A 15,969-nucleotide genomic window follows, 5' to 3' on the forward strand; every position below is an offset into this window, starting at 1 on the left:
TTAGCGATGCCCGTAAGCACGTGGGCGGGTGTAATAATCAATCAATGGCACAGTGATATTTGCCAGCAAAACGGCGAAAGCAACACCATCCGGATAACCACCAAATGTACGAATCAACCAGACCAGTAATCCAGCCAACGCCCCGAAAATCAGGCGCCCACGATTGGTGGTCGAGGCCGTTACCGGGTCGGTGAGAATGAAAAATGCGCCGAGCATAGTGGCACCTGAGAACAGGTGAATCAGCGGGGATGCACATTTTTCAGGAGCAAACATCCAGCCGAGCGTGGAACACACGGCGAGTGTGAGCAGGAAACTAACCGGAATATGCCAACGAATGGCACCTTTAATAAGCATAAACAGACCGCCCGCCAGGAAAGCGAGGTTAACCCATTGCCAGCCGATACCCGCCAGTACACCGTTATAAATTGGCTCTTGTAACAGATCGTTGGCGGAATGCCCGGCACGCAAGCCTGTTTTAAAGGTATCCAGTGGTGTCGCCTGACTTATCCCATCAATACCCATGCGCAACTGCGTCATAGTGTCGCCAGCCAGAGTAGAGCCGGAGAAAATAACGTGCAGCGAATCAACAAAGCCAGGAACCGTAGCGGCAAGTGTGTGTGGAGGTAACCAGGATGTCATCTGTACCGGGAAGGCAATCAGCAATACGACATAACCGACCATTGCCGGATTAAACGGGTTGTTACCGAGCCCGCCATACAATTGTTTTGCGATTATCACTGCAAATACAGTTCCAAGCACCGCCATCCACCAGGGGGCAAATGGTGGAATGCTCATCCCTAACAGCAGACCAGTTAATGCGGCAGAGTTGTCACCGAGGATTCTCAGCGGTTGCTTGCGAAGTTTAAGGACCAACAGCTCAGCAGCAACTGCGGTCAGGGTGCCTAATGCTATTTGCACCAGACTACCCCAGCCGAACCAATACCAAAGCATCGCCATTCCAGGCAACGTGGCCCAAGTTACCAACAGCATAATCCGAGAGGTGCTGCGCTGGTTATGGGTATAGGGGGAGCTTGCTATTTTGAAAACCATCTATTCCTCTGATGCCATTTGAAGCGCAGCTTTACGTGCCTGAACACGGGCAATAGCAGCGGCCACCGCGGCTTTGCGCGGATCTTGTTCTTCGGCAGGTGTTTCTACAGATTGTTGTTCAGCCTGGGCTGCTTTACGGGCTTTAGCTCGGGCAATAGCTGCTTCAACGGCGGCTTTGCGCGGGTCGATGGTTTCGACCTCAATCGCTTCAGCGTCTGGTGCCGCTTCATGCGATTGCGCCGCTTTTCGGGCTTTGGCACGGGCAATAGCGGCTTCAACGGTTGCTTTGCGCGGGTCGATGGTTTCGACCTCAGTCGCTTTAGCATCTGATGCCGCTTCATGCGACTGCGCCGCTTTACGGGCTTTAGCTCGGGCAATAGCTGCTTCAACGGCGGCTTTGCGAGGGTCGATGGTTTCGACCTCAGTCGCTTTAGCATCTGATGCCGCTTCATGCGATTGCGCCGCTTTACGGGCTTTGGCTCGTGCAATAGCTGCTTCAACAGCGGCTTTGCGTGGATCCGGGCTGATAGTCTCAGTCGGGCTGTCTTGCGCTTCTTTTTCTGCCTGACGTGCCCGAGCTTGCGCTTTGCGCGCTTCACGTGCCGCAATCACCTGCTGGTTATCAGGCAGACTACCTGGCTGAATAACAATTGGTTCACTACCTTGAGCCTTTTTGTTTTTCACTCGGGCAAGGGCCGCCTGGATAGCATCATTGTCTTTCGCTGTCGGTTGAACAGCAGCCTGCTTATGACGTTCAAGACGAGCAGCCTTTTCGCGCTCAAGACGAGCCTGACGCGCTTCAAAGCGAACTTTGGCTTCAGCTGTACGTCTGGCTTCCAACTCGATTTCGCGGATCTCAGCCTTTTCCTGGCGGAAATACTGCACTAAAGGAATATTACTTGGGCAGACATAGGCACAAGCACCGCATTCGATGCAGTCTTTAAGATTATGGGCCTGGGCTTTATCGTGCTGTTGCCCTCGGCTGAACCAGTAAAGTTGTTGCGGTAACAAATCTGCCGGACAGGAGTCGGCACAGGCGCTGCAACGAATGCAGCCCTGTTCTTCTTGCGGTGCGCCCATTTCGTTGGCGTTCGGTGCCAGCAAACAGTTAGTGATTTTTACGACCGGCACATCCAACCAGGGCAGGCTGAAGCCCATCAGCGGGCCGCCCATAATCACTTGTTGATCGTGCCCAGGGCGGAATCCGGCAAAGTCGAGCAGATGACGAACAGGTGTGCCCAGCCGTGCCCAGACATTACCTGGCTGTTGGACTGCGCCGCCTGTCAACGTCACCACGCGCTCGGTCAACGGTTCGCCGTCTATAATGGCGCGCTTCACCGCAAACGCAGTACCGACGTTTTGCATCAGCACACCGATATCGGAAGAACGACCACCTTGCGGGACCTGTTTACCCGTCAGAATTTGCGTCAGTTGCTTTGCACCACCGGACGGATATTTGGTTGGAATCACCCGCAGCTCGATACCCTGTGCATTGCAAAGCACCGCACGCAGCATAGAAATCGCCTGCGGTTTATTATCTTCGATGCCAATTAACACGCGCTGCGGTTGCAGAATATGTGCAAGAATTCGAACGCCATCGATAATTTGCGCGGCGCAATCCTGCATCAGGCGGTCATCGGCAGTGATGTAGGGTTCGCACTCAGCAGCATTGATAATCAGCGTGTCGATTTTATCGCCGCCGCCTTGTAATTTATTCCCGGTAGGGAAGCCTGCGCCACCTAAGCCTGCAACACCGAACTGGTGAATACGGGTAATTAACTCCTCGCGGCTACGGGAGGTATAGTCATGCCAGCCATCACGCTCAATCCACTTATCGTCACCATCGGCTTCAATAATTACACTCAGCTCTGCCAGCGCAGAAGGATGGGCAGTGGAGTGGGGGGCAATGGCAGTTACGGTTCCGGATGTGGGGGCGTGAACAGGTAACATACGGCCGCGCCCACGCGTTAAAGATTGCCCTCGTAACACATAATCGCCAGGTTTTACGCACAGTTCACCTTCAGCACCAATGTGCTGCTTCAGCGGCATAACAAATTTTTGTGGTAACGGAACCTGGCGCAATGGCGTGCCATTGGACTGAGTTTTCATTTCGGGTGGATGAATGCCACCGTCGAAATCCCAGATTTTATCTTTTTTAAAACGGGTAAATAACTTAAGCATGTTGCTCCACCGGAATGATACGAACCGGGATTGTTTGCAGATCCCACTTCCAGCTTTCTGTGGTGGTTTCGACCGGTCGCAACTCAATACAGCGAGTAGGACATGGGTCGACACATAAATTGCATCCGGTGCAAAGGTCACTAATAACGGTATGCATTGCGCGGGTTGCGCCAACAATGGCATCTACCGGGCAGGCCTGAATACATTTTGTGCAGCCAATGCAGTTGGCTTCATCGATAACCGCCAACATACGCACAGGCTCCTGCGCTACGGCATCGCCTTCAATCGGCTGCGGGTCGACGTTAAGCAACGTGGCAATCTTTTGCATAACGGCTTCGCCGCCAGGCGCGCACAGATTGATCTTTGCGCCCTGGTTACCAACAGCTTCTGCATACGGACGGCAACCAGGATAGCCGCACTGCCCACATTGGCTTTGTGGCAGTAGTTCATCGATTTTATCAACAATCGGGTCTTCCTGGACCTGAAAGCGGCGTGAGGCATAACCCAGGATAAGCCCAAAGATCAGGCCTAACAGACCCAAAGCAACCACAGCAATCCAAATCGTACTCATCAGAACTTCACCAATCCGCTAAAGCCCATAAATGCCAGAGACATTAAGCCTGCAGTGATAAGCGCGATGGCATTGCCGCGAAAAGGAGCGGGAACATCGGCTACCGCAAGGCGTTCGCGAATCGCGGCAAATAGCACCATTACTAATGAGAAACCTACAGCTGCCGAAAAACCGTAGAGCGCCGATTGCAAAAAGTTATGGCCGAGATTGATATTCAGCAATGCAACGCCAAGTACCGCGCAGTTAGTGGTGATGAGCGGTAAAAAGATACCCAACAGGCGATAGAGCGCCGGGCTGGTTTTGCGGACCACCATTTCGGTAAATTGCACAACTACGGCAATCACCAGAATAAACGCCAGGGTACGCAGATAGACCAGATCAAGAGGAATAAGGATCAACTCATTGACCAGCCATGCGCAAATCGACGCCAGGGTCAGTACAAAAGTGGTCGCCAGCCCCATGCCGATAGCTGTTTCCAGTTTTTTGGAAACACCCATAAATGGGCACAGGCCAAGAAACTTCACTAATACGAAGTTATTGACCAGAACCGTACCAACAAAGAGCAGCAGATAATCTGTCATGAATGAGACCTGAAACAAAAAAAGCCGCCTATTATCGGCCAATAGACCGATGACGACAACGGGGCTTTTATAAGGTTATTACGGTTTAATAAATGTTTGCTTCACGCGGCTTGAGCGCTTGAGATAAGGAACCAGCAAGGCTGCAGCCAGCAGAGGGAACATCAGCTGACGCAATGCCAGATCGTCACTCACTGGAGAGAACGCGAAGGTTTTAATCGCCAACAACACCGACAGCAATAACCAAAGAATATAATGACGTACTACATTCTTACGGCGTTTGAAGAAGGCAATAGTCAACCACACGGTATAACCCCACATAGCAATCGCGCAGGCGATAGAGGTGTACCAGAGCACCACCATTTTGGGGCCTTGTGCGCTCATAAGTCGATGGCTTTCTGGGGAGATAAGCATCATAAGATAAATGGCCAGAGCAATACTGCTGCTGAGTAAGGTCATTAATAGCCATGCGAGAGGGGCCAGGAGCCAGCCTGCAATACGTGGTGCTTGCGTAGGGACTTGGGTTGTCGCCATGTTTCCTCCCGAAAATAATAAGACTTTCCTTATGCGATTCATAAGGCGGGGGGATTATAAGGTTTTTTCAACACTTTGCTACCGTTGCAGCATTAGACAACATACCGCCAGGCGGATTTTGGCACACACCCTAAATCAAACAGTCGCCCACCAGAAACTAATTCAGCACGACGATGATCGGCCGCGCGATACATATTCATCAGGTCAGTATTATCAGTCAGAGTGTAATTAAGATGGTCGAAGAGTTTTTCAAGGCTTTCAAGCGAGCTGATTTTACGAAACTTCATTAAATAATCGAGAGCGGTCATGAGGTGTAGTTATCCATGCAGTAAATGGCCAGGGCACGCTGTGCGTATGGTGTGCGCAAATAATAAACGAAAAGAGTCATTCATATATATAACCTAATGCTCATGATTGATTTTTTAGGAGTTTTCATGGGCCGATAAGCGGCCTAACTGATGCGCAGGGTTGCTGTCTACAAGACACTCGCCTGGTGAGTGCGCAACCAGAACGCAACAATATAATTACCTGTTGTTACAATCCCCAGGATAGTATCCAATAGATTGTCCAAAAATATGAGGAAAGCAAATGAGTGATAACATTCGTGTCGGACTAATCGGTTACGGTTACGCCAGCAAGACGTTTCATGCCCCCTTAATTGTGGGTACGCCGGGGATGGTTCTGGCGGGTGTCTCCAGCAGCGATGCCACGAAAGTTCATGCTGACTGGCCAAACATGCCGGTAGTCTCTGATCCTCATCATCTGTTCAATGACCCTAATATCGATTTAATTGTCATTCCAACACCAAACGATACGCACTTTCCGCTGGCTAAAGCAGCGCTGGAGGCGGGTAAACATGTCGTTGTCGATAAACCGTTTACCGTGACGTTGTCACAAGCACGTGAGCTTGATGCTCTGGCGAAAAGCTGCGGCTTATTACTTTCGGTATTTCATAACCGCCGTTGGGACAGCGATTTCTTAACACTGAAAACGTTACTGGCAGACGGCACTTTGGGTGAAGTTGCGTATTTTGAATCGCATTTCGACCGCTACCGCCCGCAGGTTCGTAATCGCTGGCGTGAGCAGGCCGGTGTCGGGAGCGGGATTTGGTACGATTTAGGGCCACATCTTATTGACCAGGCGCTGAATCTTTTCGGTCTGCCGGTTAGTTTGACCGTGGATTTAGGTCAATTGCGCCCAGGTGCGCAAGCGACAGATTACTTCCATGCTGTACTGGCCTATCCACAGCGTCGTGTTGTGCTGCATGGCACTTTGCTGGCAGCGGCAGAAACTGCTCGCTATATCGTGCATGGCACACGTGGCAGCTACATCAAATATGGCCTTGACCCACAAGAAGACCGTCTGAAAGCGGGCGAACGTTTGCCGCAGGAGGATTGGGGCTACGATATGCGTGATGGCGTATTAACGTTAGCGCAGGGCGAGGTGATGGCCGAACAAACATTGCTAACCGTACCGGGTAATTATCCGGCTTACTACGCAGGTATTCGTGACGCTCTGACCGGACACGGTGAAAACCCAGTTCCTGCGGCACAGGCCATCCAGGTTATGGAAATGATTGAATTAGGTATGGAATCTGCGAAACACCGCGCAACGTTGAACCTTGCGTAACACTCGTGGTTAGCAACATCTCACCCTGGTTTATACAGCAGGGTGAGATGAGCGCCTTACTGCGCAGTCGGTTTTAAAATTGTGCCAGTGCTTTTGTGTTCTGCCAGATATTGGTGCTGGAAAATACACATACGAATCGTGTTGCGGTATTCACCGTTAATAAAGAATTCATGGATTAACTCGCCTTCCACCATAAATCCCAGCTTCTTATAGATATGCACGGCTTTTTCATTTTCTTTATCAACAATCAAATACAGCTTGTACAGGTTTAACACCATAAACCCATAATCCATCGCAAGTTTTGCGGCGCGCGATGCAAGGCCTTTGCCCTGATAGTCAGGAGAAATAATTATCTGGAATTCAGCGCGGCGGTGAACATGGTTAATTTCAACCAGCTCGACCAGGCCTGCTTTTTCACCGTTACACTCGATAACAAAGCGGCGTTCACTTTGATCGTGAATATGTTTGTCATAAAGGTCCGACAGCTCGACAAACGCTTCATAAGGTTCTTCAAACCAGTAGCGCATCACGCTTGCATTGTTGTCCAACTGGTGGACGAAGCGGAGATCTTCGCGCTCCAGTGGGCGAAGCTTGATTTGTAGATCGTGGCTCATTTGAATTCCTTTCAAAGTGAATAAGGCTCCTGTTAAGAAGCCTTATTGGGTAACAGTACCAAATTACGGCGCGACAGTTCGACCAGTACGGCGGTCCAGGCAACGCAGGGTATTAGGTTCCCAGTAAGCGTTAACGTTAGCACTTTTCTGGCAATTATCGCGGGCATCAAAAGCCGTGTCGGTTTTGTCCCACTCTTTTTCGGCGCGTTTGTTCACTTTTTGGCGTAGAGAGCGTGTGTCATTCCATTGCTCTTTGTCCATCGCCGCATCCTGGCGAGTTTGCGCATTGTCACCCGATTCAATGATCAGCTTATTGGTCTGAGCATGGAGTGGTTGAACAAACGCAAATGCACTCAGCAGCAACGCCAATGGCAGTGTTGCCGTGGTGAGACGTTTGCGAAGGATTGTGTTCATTGCTGTTTCCTTTTAGGGTGAAGCCCGACTTGTTAAAGTCAATAAATTATGGCGTGGGATACGTACCAGACGACCCATTATTGACCCCATTATCCCAGAGATTGTTCAATATGATCAAAACAACCTTGCTTTTTTTTGCCACCGCGCTTGCTGAAATCATCGGCTGCTTTTTACCGTGGCTATGGTTAAAACGTGACGGTTCCCCACTATTGTTGATTCCCGCAGCCTTCTCCCTTGCGATATTTGTCTGGTTATTAACCTTTCATCCAGCTGCCAGCGGGCGCGTTTATGCCGCATACGGTGGGGTGTACGTTGTTACCGCCTTGCTGTGGTTACGTTGGGTAGATGGGGTCAAATTAAGTACTTATGACTGGGTAGGCGCGACAGTCGCATTCTGCGGCATGTTGATCATTGTTGCTGGCTGGAGCCGTGCCTGAACAATTCCTCTTTTCCCTCTAAAAATAACCCCGCCGCCTTCTCATTCGAAATGTAACCCTATGCAAGAGTCGCAAAATAATTGTGACTCATTCCGCTAAAATTCGATTCATATACTTGTATGGTAGTTGGGTCAGGGTTAATTTCTTCCTCATTGAAGACTAATGATCTGATGTGTTGTAAGGAAACCTGAATGAAAATTGTAAAAGCAGAAGTATTTGTGACTTGCCCTGGGCGCAACTTTGTCACGCTAAAAATCACCACCGACGATGGGTTAACAGGCCTCGGTGATGCCACCTTAAATGGCCGCGAATTACCGGTTGCATCGTATCTGAAAGATCACGTTTGCCCACAGCTCATTGGTCGCGATGCGCACCGCATCGAAGATATCTGGCAGTTTTTCTATAAAGGCGCTTACTGGCGCCGTGGGCCAGTAACCATGTCTGCTATTTCAGCCGTCGACATGGCGTTGTGGGACATCAAAGCAAAAGCCGCCAACATGCCGCTCTACCAGTTGTTGGGTGGGGCATCGCGTGAAGGGGTGATGGTTTATTGCCACACCACCGGTCATTCCATCGACGACGTGCTGGAAGATTACGCGCGCCATAAAGAGATGGGCTTCAAAGCTATTAGAGTGCAATGCGGCGTGCCGGGAATGAAAACGACCTACGGTATGGCAAAAGGCAAAGGCTTGGCTTACGAACCAGCAACCAAAGGCGACTGGCCAGAAGAACAGTTATGGTCGACGGAGAAATACCTCGATTTCACACCGAAATTGTTTGAAGCCGTGCGCAACAAATTTGGTTTCAACGAGCATTTGTTACATGACATGCACCACCGCCTGACGCCAATCGAAGCCGCGCGTTTTGGTAAAAGCATCGAAGAACATCGCCTTTTCTGGATGGAAGATCCAACACCCGCAGAAAATCAGGCGTGCTTCCGCCTGATTCGCCAGCACACCGTCACGCCAATTGCTGTTGGTGAGGTGTTTAACAGCATCTGGGACTGCAAACAGCTTATCGAAGAACAGCTTATCGATTACATCCGCACCACTATTACTCATGCGGGGGGCATTACGGGTATGCGCCGTATTGCAGATTTTGCCTCACTTTATCAGGTGCGAACTGGCTCTCACGGGCCGTCCGATCTTTCTCCAGTTTGCATGGCTGCCGCGCTGCATTTTGACCTGTGGGTTCCGAACTTTGGCGTCCAGGAATATATGGGCTACTCCGAGCAGATGCTGGAAGTTTTCCCGCATAACTGGACGTTTGATAACGGTTATATGCACCCAGGTGATAAACCCGGGCTCGGCATTGAATTCGATGAAAAACTGGCCGCGAAATATCCCTATGAACCCGCTTATTTACCGGTTGCTCGCTTAGAAGATGGCACATTGTGGAACTGGTAATCCACTCATCAAATTAAATTTAAATAACCATACGATGAACAATGGAGAAGCAACATGAGTTTCATCAACGATCGTTTCATGATTAATAATGAAGTAGGGTGTAGATTATATTCAGAGGTGGCGAAGTCGCTACCGGTGATCGATTATCATTGTCACCTTAATGCACAAGAAATTTACGAAAATAAATCATTTTCTGATATCACCGAGCTCTGGTTATCTGGTGATCATTATAAATGGCGCGCAATGCGCGCCAATGGTATCCCTGAAAATAAAATTACTGGTAATGCGACAGCGGCAGAAAAATTTCAGGCATGGGCCGAAACGGTAGAATCCAGTTATGGTAATCCGCTCTATCACTGGACACATCTGGAACTCGATTTTTACTTCGGTATTCAAGAAAATCTAGGTTCTCATAATTGGCATGAGATAATGGACTCCTGCAATAGATTATTGTGTCAGGATGATTTTAAACCACGCAGTTTAATTTCTCGTTCTAATGTCGAAGTCGTTTGCACTACAGATTCACCATTAGATTCCCTGGAGTATCATAAACGATTACAGGAGGACTCTAACTTCACAACCAAAGTATTGCCAACATTTCGTCCAGATGAGGTGTTTGAGGAAGACTTGAAAGCGTTTTCTCAATTTATTAATAAGTTATCCGAACTGACCTCCGTTAAGATTAATGACTTTTCTGACTTTAGTAAGGCTATTGGTAAAAGGGTTGACTGGTTTCACGAAGTAGGGTGTCGGATTTCCGACCATGGTCCTATTGATATTCAATATTTATCCGCTACTGAAGCTGAGGTTGATATTGTTTTTTCGCGCAAACTGAAAGGAGAAAAAATAAATAAGAGTGAATCTATTGTTCTCAGTAGTGCTATTTTAATCATGCTTGCAAAGCATTACAAAGAGCATGACTGGGCTATGCAAATTCATTTTGGAGCAATCCGCAGTAATAATACCCGGATGAAAAATGCATTGGGGATTAATACTGGGTTTGATTCGATTAGCGACCAATGCCACTTGGCTCAGGGTCTAAACGGGCTGTTGGATGCAATGGCTCAACGTGATTCACTCCCTAAGACTATTATCTACAATCTCAACGCCAGCTACAACGATGTTGTGGCAACAACGATTGCAAATTTCCAGTCTGGTGAAGACGGTATTAAATCACCGATCCAGTTTGGTTCTGGTTGGTGGTTTAACGACACGCGACGGGGTATGGAAAACCAATTGAATTGTCTGGCTGACCAGGGCTTATTGATGAATTTTATTGGCATGCTCACCGATTCGCGCAGTTTTATTTCCTATACGCGTCATGATTATTTCCGTCGCATACTCTGTAACCTTATCGGTGGTTGGGTAGAGCGCGGAGAGGTTCCTGACAATAAAAAAGTGCTGTCGAAAATTATAAAAAATATCTGTCACGACAATGCCAAAAACTATTTTTCGTTTTGATTACTACCTACGTGATGAGGATGGAATATGTCTCGTACCAATAAAAAAATTACAATCCCCGTTAGTATCGGTTATGGCGTAACGGATATTATGGGTGGTGGTGCTTTTACCGTTATAGGCGCCTGGTTATTATTTTTCTACACAACGTTTGTTGGCTTGTCTCCCGTTGAAGCAGCCTCAATTGTAGCTATTGTGCGAATCGTCGATGCTATTGTTAGTTTGTTTATGGGTAGTTTTACCGACCACTTTTATAAAAATTATTTAGGTAAGAAGTTTGGTCGTAGACGTTTCTTCTTGTTAATTGGCGCACCATTGATGCTGGTTTACTCTTTATTATGGGTGAATGGCATGAATTTTGGTTTCTATCTGGCTGTTTACTTGGCTTTTGAAATTATTGCAGCGATGGTTCTGATTCCATGGGAAACATTACCGTCAGAGATGACTAAGGATTTTAACTCTCGCACCAAGCTATCCACCTGTCGAATGTTCTTTTCCGCATTAGGTACTTTCCTGGCAACATTTATTCCAGGGTTGTTAATTAGCCACTATGGTGAACATGATGCAAATGCTTATTTGATTAATGGTGTGGTATTCGCAGTTCTGTTTATGTTGTGCGTATTTATCTCCTGGAAAGTCACCTGGGAACGTGATCTCACCCCTGAAATGCTAGCTGAGTTGGAACAACCAAGGAAGATAATGACGTTCTCAGAAAAAGTTATTGCACTTGGAAGATTATTCGCGGAATACGCCAGCACGCTTAAAGTCAGAGCATTCAGAAAACATCTGGCTATTTATTTACTCTCGTTTACCGCAAAAGATGTTTATAACACGGTGTTTGTTTTCTTCTGCGTATATTGCCTGAATGTTTCTTCTTCACTAGCTGGAACATTGCTGTCCATGAGTATTGTGGGTTTACCTGTCACATTAGTTGCAGGGATGGCCATCATCAAATATGGGCCATCACGACTTTATGTATTTGCGTATAGCGTCATGATGTTGTGTTTAGTTGGTTTGCTTATGGTCTATCAATTCCCGACTGAAAACAAAATCATGCTGCTTGTGATACTGGCTGCGGTTTACCAGGTTGGACGCTGTGTTCTTGAATTTACCCCCTGGAATGTTTTCCCGTTCATTCCAGACATTGACGAAATGATCACTCGCCAGCGTCGTGAAGGGTTATTTGCTGCGGTAATGACGTTCTCACGTAAAACAACCGTTGCGATTGCAACCTTTATTGTCGGTGTATTGTTGCAGTTTGGCGGTTTTGTGAAAGGCAGTCAGGTTCAACCTGAAGCAGCGGTAAATATGATTGCAACGCTGTTGTTTGCTGGCACCGCAGGACTGCTTATTTTGGCACTTTGGCAGGCACTCACGTTCCGTTTAAACAAACGGACTCACAAGATTTTTGTGGATGAAGTTGAACGCCTGAAAGCGAATGGTGCGAAGAAAGATGTTCATCCTGAGACACGGAAAGTGGTTGAGGATTTAACGGGGTGTAGTTACGAGAAGTTATGGCTTGAGAAAAAAGCTGACTCAACCAAAACAACGACACCTGTGCCACTGATGCGCTGACGCTTGAATATCATAAATGTGAGTTGTTATACATCTTTAGGGGTTGTGTCATACCAAAAGTACTAAAGTTTAATGCAAATCAATATGCAGACTACCATGTCAGGTAGTCTGTGGCAGTCCCCAAGTTCACTACTCAGCGAGTTTTAAAATGGAAAACAAGCTCTTATCTGCAAAAGCTATTCTCCCAAAATATGATCGTAGCAAACTGGTATCCCGTATCGTTCATCTTGGTTTCGGTGCATTCCATCGTGCTCATCAGGCAGTTTACGCCGATATCCTGGCTAATGAGCACGGCAGCGATTGGGGTTACTGCGAAGTCAATCTGATTGGTGGCGAACAGCAAATTGCTGATTTGAAACAGCAAGACAACCTTTATAGCGTGGCAGAAATGTCTGCTGACGCATGGCATTGCAGCGTTGTAGGTGTGGTGAAAGAAGCCATTCACGCACAGGTTGATGGCCTGGAAGCGGTATTCACCGCTATGACTCAACCTGAAGTTGCGATTGTCTCTTTAACCGTGACTGAAAAAGGCTACTGCCACACTCCGGCAACCGGCACTATCTTGCTGGATCATCCATTAATTGCACACGACCTGGCCAATCCGCAGCAGCCGAAATCGGCACCTGGTGTGATTGTTGAAGCACTGGCTCGCCGTAAAGCGGCTGGTTTGCCGGCATTTAGCGTCATGTCCTGCGACAATATGCCAGAAAATGGCCACGTAACCCGTAACGTCATTACGGCGTACGCTCAGGCAATTAACCCAGAGCTGGCGACATGGATTGAATCTCATGTGACATTCCCATCCACTATGGTTGACCGCATTGTTCCGGCTGCTACGGCAGAAACTCTGGAACAAGTTGCAAAAGCAACGGGGGTCGCTGACCCTGTGGCTATCGCATGTGAACCATTTCGCCAGTGGGTCATCGAAGATAACTTCGTTGCTGGCCGTCCTGAGTGGGAAAAAGCCGGTGCTGAACTGGTTAAAGATGTTCTGCCATACGAAGAAATGAAATTGCGCATGCTTAACGGTAGCCACTCATTCCTGGCATACCTCGGCTACCTGGCGGGTTATCAGCACATTTCTGAATGCATGCTGGATGAGAATTATCGTCGCACTGCGCACGCTTTAATGCTGCAAGAACAAGCGCCAACGCTGAAAGTGCAGGGCGTTGATCTGGCGAAATATGCCGATTCATTGATTGCGCGTTATACCAACCCGGCACTGCGCCACCGTACCTGGCAAATAGCCATGGACGGTAGCCAGAAACTGCCACAGCGCTGGTTAGATTCCATTCGCTGGCATCTGGCAAACGGCAGCAAATTCTCTCTGCTGGCTCTGGGTGTCGCAGGTTGGATGCGTTACGTGGGTGGTGTTGACGAGCAAGGCAATGCAATCGAAGTCAGTGATCCGCTGCTGTCTGCTATTGAGCAAGCAGTGAGCGCAAGTCAGGAAGGGGAAAACCGTGTTAAAGCTCTGCTGGGGCTGAAAACTATCTTTGGTGAAGATTTACCTGCTAACGAGAAATTCGTAGCCCAGGTGACTGAATCTTATCTGGCACTGCGTGAAAACGGCGCGAAAGCGACGGTTGCAAAGTTCTGAATATAACGTTCTACACTCGCCCGGAAACGGGCGAGATATTACTCTTCACTAAACCAGTCACGTTTTTCTTTGCGAATCAACAGTATTGATTGGCTAATCTCATGCAGATGGCGATGCATCGCCTGATCCACACTGTCTTCATCTTTGCGTTTAAGCGCCTCAAAAATATCGTGATGCTGTGAAAGCAACATTTCCGGTGGCGTGACGTGATCAAGGCTCATGTAACGCACTCGGTCCATGGTTGCTTTGATATTTTCGACGGTATCCCACGCCAGGCTACAATCGGCAACCAGAGCTAATTGCTGGTGGAACTCATCGTCTAACTGGAAGAAATCATCCATCTGGTTACGGTCAATGGCGGTTCGTTGCTGGTTCAATAATTGCTCAAGCATATACAGATGTTCATCTGTTGCCATACTTGCTGCACGTTTCACCACGGCACGCTCAATAGCTTCACGCACGAAACAACCATTCTTTACCTGGCTTACAGATATTTTGTTCACGTAAGTGCCGCGCTGTGGGCGAATTTGCACCAGCCCGGTTTCTGCCAGTTTAATAAATGCTTCGCGCACCGGTTGGCGTGAGACTTCAAACCGTATCGACACTTCTTTTTCAGAAAGGGGTGTTCCAGGTGGAATTAAGCAACGAACAATATCACGACGCAAAATGCGGTAGATTTGTTGGTTTACAGGTTGTGTGGGGTTGAGCAAGTTTGACGGTGACATGAATTTTTTCTTATCGTTGATGAGCCGCGCAAATTTAACATTTATTTGTACGATCGCCCATACCCAGAATAGTGATGTGGGTATGGGCTGGTTGATTAACCTTCTCGGTGAACACTCAATCCGGCAAATGACTGGCTAACTGGCATCATCTCCAGCGTGTTGATGTTGACGTGCTTTGGTAGCGTTGCAACCCACCAGACAGCTTCAGTGACATCTTCTGCCGTCAGCGCATTGGCATTCTCGTAGGTTTTTTCAACCTTGCCATCATCGCCTTTGAAACGCACGTTAGAAAACTCAGTACCGCCCACCAGGCCCGGCTCAATATCTGTCACGCGGATGGCCGTTTTATGCAGGTCTGTACGCAGGTTCAGGCTGAACTGGCGTACGAACGCTTTTGTCGCGCCATAAACATTGCCACCGGCATACGGCCAACTCCCTGCGGTAGAGCCAATATTGATGATGTGACCACGATTGCGCTCCACCATACCAGGCAGCACGGCGCGAGTCATATAGACCAGACCTTTATTGTTTGTATCGATCATCGTTTCCCAGTCATCCGGGTCGGCTTTGTGTGCAGGCTCCATGCCCAGCGCCAGACCAGCATTGTTGACCAGAATATCAATATTGCGCCATTCGGCAGGCAACTGCTCCATCACTTGTTCGATAGCCGCGCGGTTACGAACATCAAGTTGCAGCGTAATGATGCTATCGCCCAGTTCTTCTTTAAGCTCTTGTAGACGTTCGTGGCGGCGGCCAGTGGCAATCACTTTATGACCCTGTTGCACAAAACGACGGGTAATACTCTCACCAAATCCGGCAGTGGCGCCGGTTACCAGAATAATCATCTCACTGTTCCTCAACGCTTTTTATGTCGCAATACCTTAGCACGCTAAGGCTGTTAGTGATAATTGAACTTTAGTATGGCAGCACCTGTGCATTACTGGTGCAACAAGGCCATGTCTGTGCAACGTGTTGGTGCAGGCTATTCCTCAAATTTTAACAATCCAACTCATGATATCAAAAGGCAACCGTTTGCAGGAGTGAGCAATCGTTTGCATGCTAAAAAGTTGCGTAAATGTTGCGCAGCAAGAGTGTGTGTAATCTAAGCTATTGTTATGAAAATGATTAAATCTAAATTCCAACATGGCATCAACATTGCAGCTATTAACTCATTCTTCACAAGCCCCTTACAGGTAC

16 protein-coding genes are annotated in these 15,969 nt (G+C 48.2%); 6 read left to right on the forward strand and 10 right to left on the reverse strand.

Translation table 11 applies throughout. From position 1 onward, the window contains the following. The 6 genes from rsxD to ydgT all read right to left on the reverse strand — a co-directional run bounded on the left by rsxD (position 1) and on the right by ydgT (position 5,222). Complete coding sequence (gene rsxD / locus IX31_RS01595) at positions 1-1,050, reverse strand: electron transport complex subunit RsxD (protein ID WP_034455392.1); 1,050 nt, start codon at positions 1,048-1,050, stop codon at positions 1-3. Beyond that, positions 1,051-3,231 carry an electron transport complex subunit RsxC gene (rsxC, locus tag IX31_RS01600; RefSeq protein WP_034455393.1) on the reverse strand — a complete coding sequence of 727 codons (2,181 nt, stop codon included), beginning with the start codon at positions 3,229-3,231 and terminating at the stop codon, positions 1,051-1,053. After that, a complete protein-coding gene (gene rsxB / locus IX31_RS01605; RefSeq protein WP_034455394.1) occupies positions 3,224-3,802 on the reverse strand; it encodes an electron transport complex subunit RsxB in 579 nt (192 codons plus the stop codon). Before rsxB ends, rsxC begins: the two co-directional genes overlap by 8 nt. Beyond that, positions 3,802-4,383, reverse strand: coding sequence for an electron transport complex subunit RsxA (gene rsxA / locus IX31_RS01610; protein ID WP_034455395.1), 582 nt, complete (start codon positions 4,381-4,383; stop codon positions 3,802-3,804). The genes rsxB and rsxA overlap by 1 nt, the downstream gene beginning before the upstream one ends. A 78-nt stretch (positions 4,384-4,461) precedes the next feature. Beyond that, entirely contained in the window at positions 4,462-4,914 is a 453-nt protein-coding gene (locus tag IX31_RS01615) for a DUF2569 domain-containing protein (protein WP_034455396.1), read from the reverse strand. A 92-nt stretch (positions 4,915-5,006) separates the two neighbouring features. Continuing rightward, positions 5,007-5,222: a transcription modulator YdgT gene (gene ydgT / locus IX31_RS01620; RefSeq protein WP_034455397.1), complete on the reverse strand. Its 216-nt coding sequence runs from the start codon at positions 5,220-5,222 to the stop codon at positions 5,007-5,009. Between the two features lie 280 nt (positions 5,223-5,502). Between ydgT and IX31_RS01625 the strand changes: the two genes are divergently transcribed. Then, complete coding sequence (locus IX31_RS01625; protein WP_034455398.1) at positions 5,503-6,543, forward strand: oxidoreductase; 1,041 nt, start codon at positions 5,503-5,505, stop codon at positions 6,541-6,543. 56 nt (positions 6,544-6,599) lie between these two features. On the opposite strand, the gene speG is transcribed toward IX31_RS01625, so the two are convergent. Next, a complete protein-coding gene (gene speG / locus IX31_RS01630) occupies positions 6,600-7,157 on the reverse strand; it encodes a spermidine N1-acetyltransferase (RefSeq protein ID WP_034455399.1) in 558 nt (185 codons plus the stop codon). A 63-nt stretch (positions 7,158-7,220) separates the two neighbouring features. Continuing rightward, positions 7,221-7,571 (reverse strand): DUF1283 family protein, encoded by a 351-nt coding sequence (locus tag IX31_RS01635; protein ID WP_034455400.1) that lies wholly within the window; start codon positions 7,569-7,571, stop codon positions 7,221-7,223. A gap of 110 nt (positions 7,572-7,681) precedes the next feature. Between IX31_RS01635 and IX31_RS01640 the strand changes: the two genes are divergently transcribed. The 5 genes from IX31_RS01640 (at position 7,682) to IX31_RS01660 (ending at position 14,047) form a co-directional block, all read left to right on the forward strand. Continuing rightward, positions 7,682-8,008, forward strand: a complete 327-nt coding sequence (locus tag IX31_RS01640; RefSeq protein WP_034455401.1) for a YnfA family protein — start codon at positions 7,682-7,684, stop codon at positions 8,006-8,008. A 191-nt stretch (positions 8,009-8,199) separates the two neighbouring features. Beyond that, complete coding sequence (gene rspA, locus IX31_RS01645; protein WP_034455402.1) at positions 8,200-9,414, forward strand: starvation-sensing protein RspA; 1,215 nt, start codon at positions 8,200-8,202, stop codon at positions 9,412-9,414. 54 nt (positions 9,415-9,468) lie between these two features. Beyond that, a complete protein-coding gene (gene uxaC, locus IX31_RS01650; protein ID WP_034455403.1) occupies positions 9,469-10,875 on the forward strand; it encodes a glucuronate isomerase in 1,407 nt (468 codons plus the stop codon). A 27-nt stretch (positions 10,876-10,902) separates the two neighbouring features. Beyond that, the gene (locus tag IX31_RS01655) at positions 10,903-12,447 is read left to right on the forward strand and encodes an MFS transporter (RefSeq protein WP_034455404.1); all 1,545 of its coding nucleotides are present in this window, start codon (positions 10,903-10,905) and stop codon (positions 12,445-12,447) included. Between the two features lie 148 nt (positions 12,448-12,595). Then, complete coding sequence (locus IX31_RS01660) at positions 12,596-14,047, forward strand: mannitol dehydrogenase family protein (RefSeq protein WP_034455405.1); 1,452 nt, start codon at positions 12,596-12,598, stop codon at positions 14,045-14,047. 38 nt (positions 14,048-14,085) lie between these two features. Here IX31_RS01660 and IX31_RS01665 read toward each other — a convergent pair whose 3' ends face one another. Together IX31_RS01665 and ydfG are read right to left on the reverse strand one after the other, a co-directional pair. Further along, complete coding sequence (locus tag IX31_RS01665; RefSeq protein WP_034455406.1) at positions 14,086-14,772, reverse strand: GntR family transcriptional regulator; 687 nt, start codon at positions 14,770-14,772, stop codon at positions 14,086-14,088. Between the two features lie 95 nt (positions 14,773-14,867). Next, the gene (ydfG, locus tag IX31_RS01670; RefSeq protein WP_034455407.1) at positions 14,868-15,617 is read right to left on the reverse strand and encodes a bifunctional NADP-dependent 3-hydroxy acid dehydrogenase/3-hydroxypropionate dehydrogenase YdfG; all 750 of its coding nucleotides are present in this window, start codon (positions 15,615-15,617) and stop codon (positions 14,868-14,870) included. Positions 15,618-15,969: the final 352 nt, after the last annotated feature.

Origin of the sequence: Buttiauxella noackiae (genome assembly GCF_000737905.1) — a bacterium.
GTDB classification, from domain to species: Bacteria; Pseudomonadota; Gammaproteobacteria; order Enterobacterales; family Enterobacteriaceae; genus Buttiauxella; species Buttiauxella noackiae.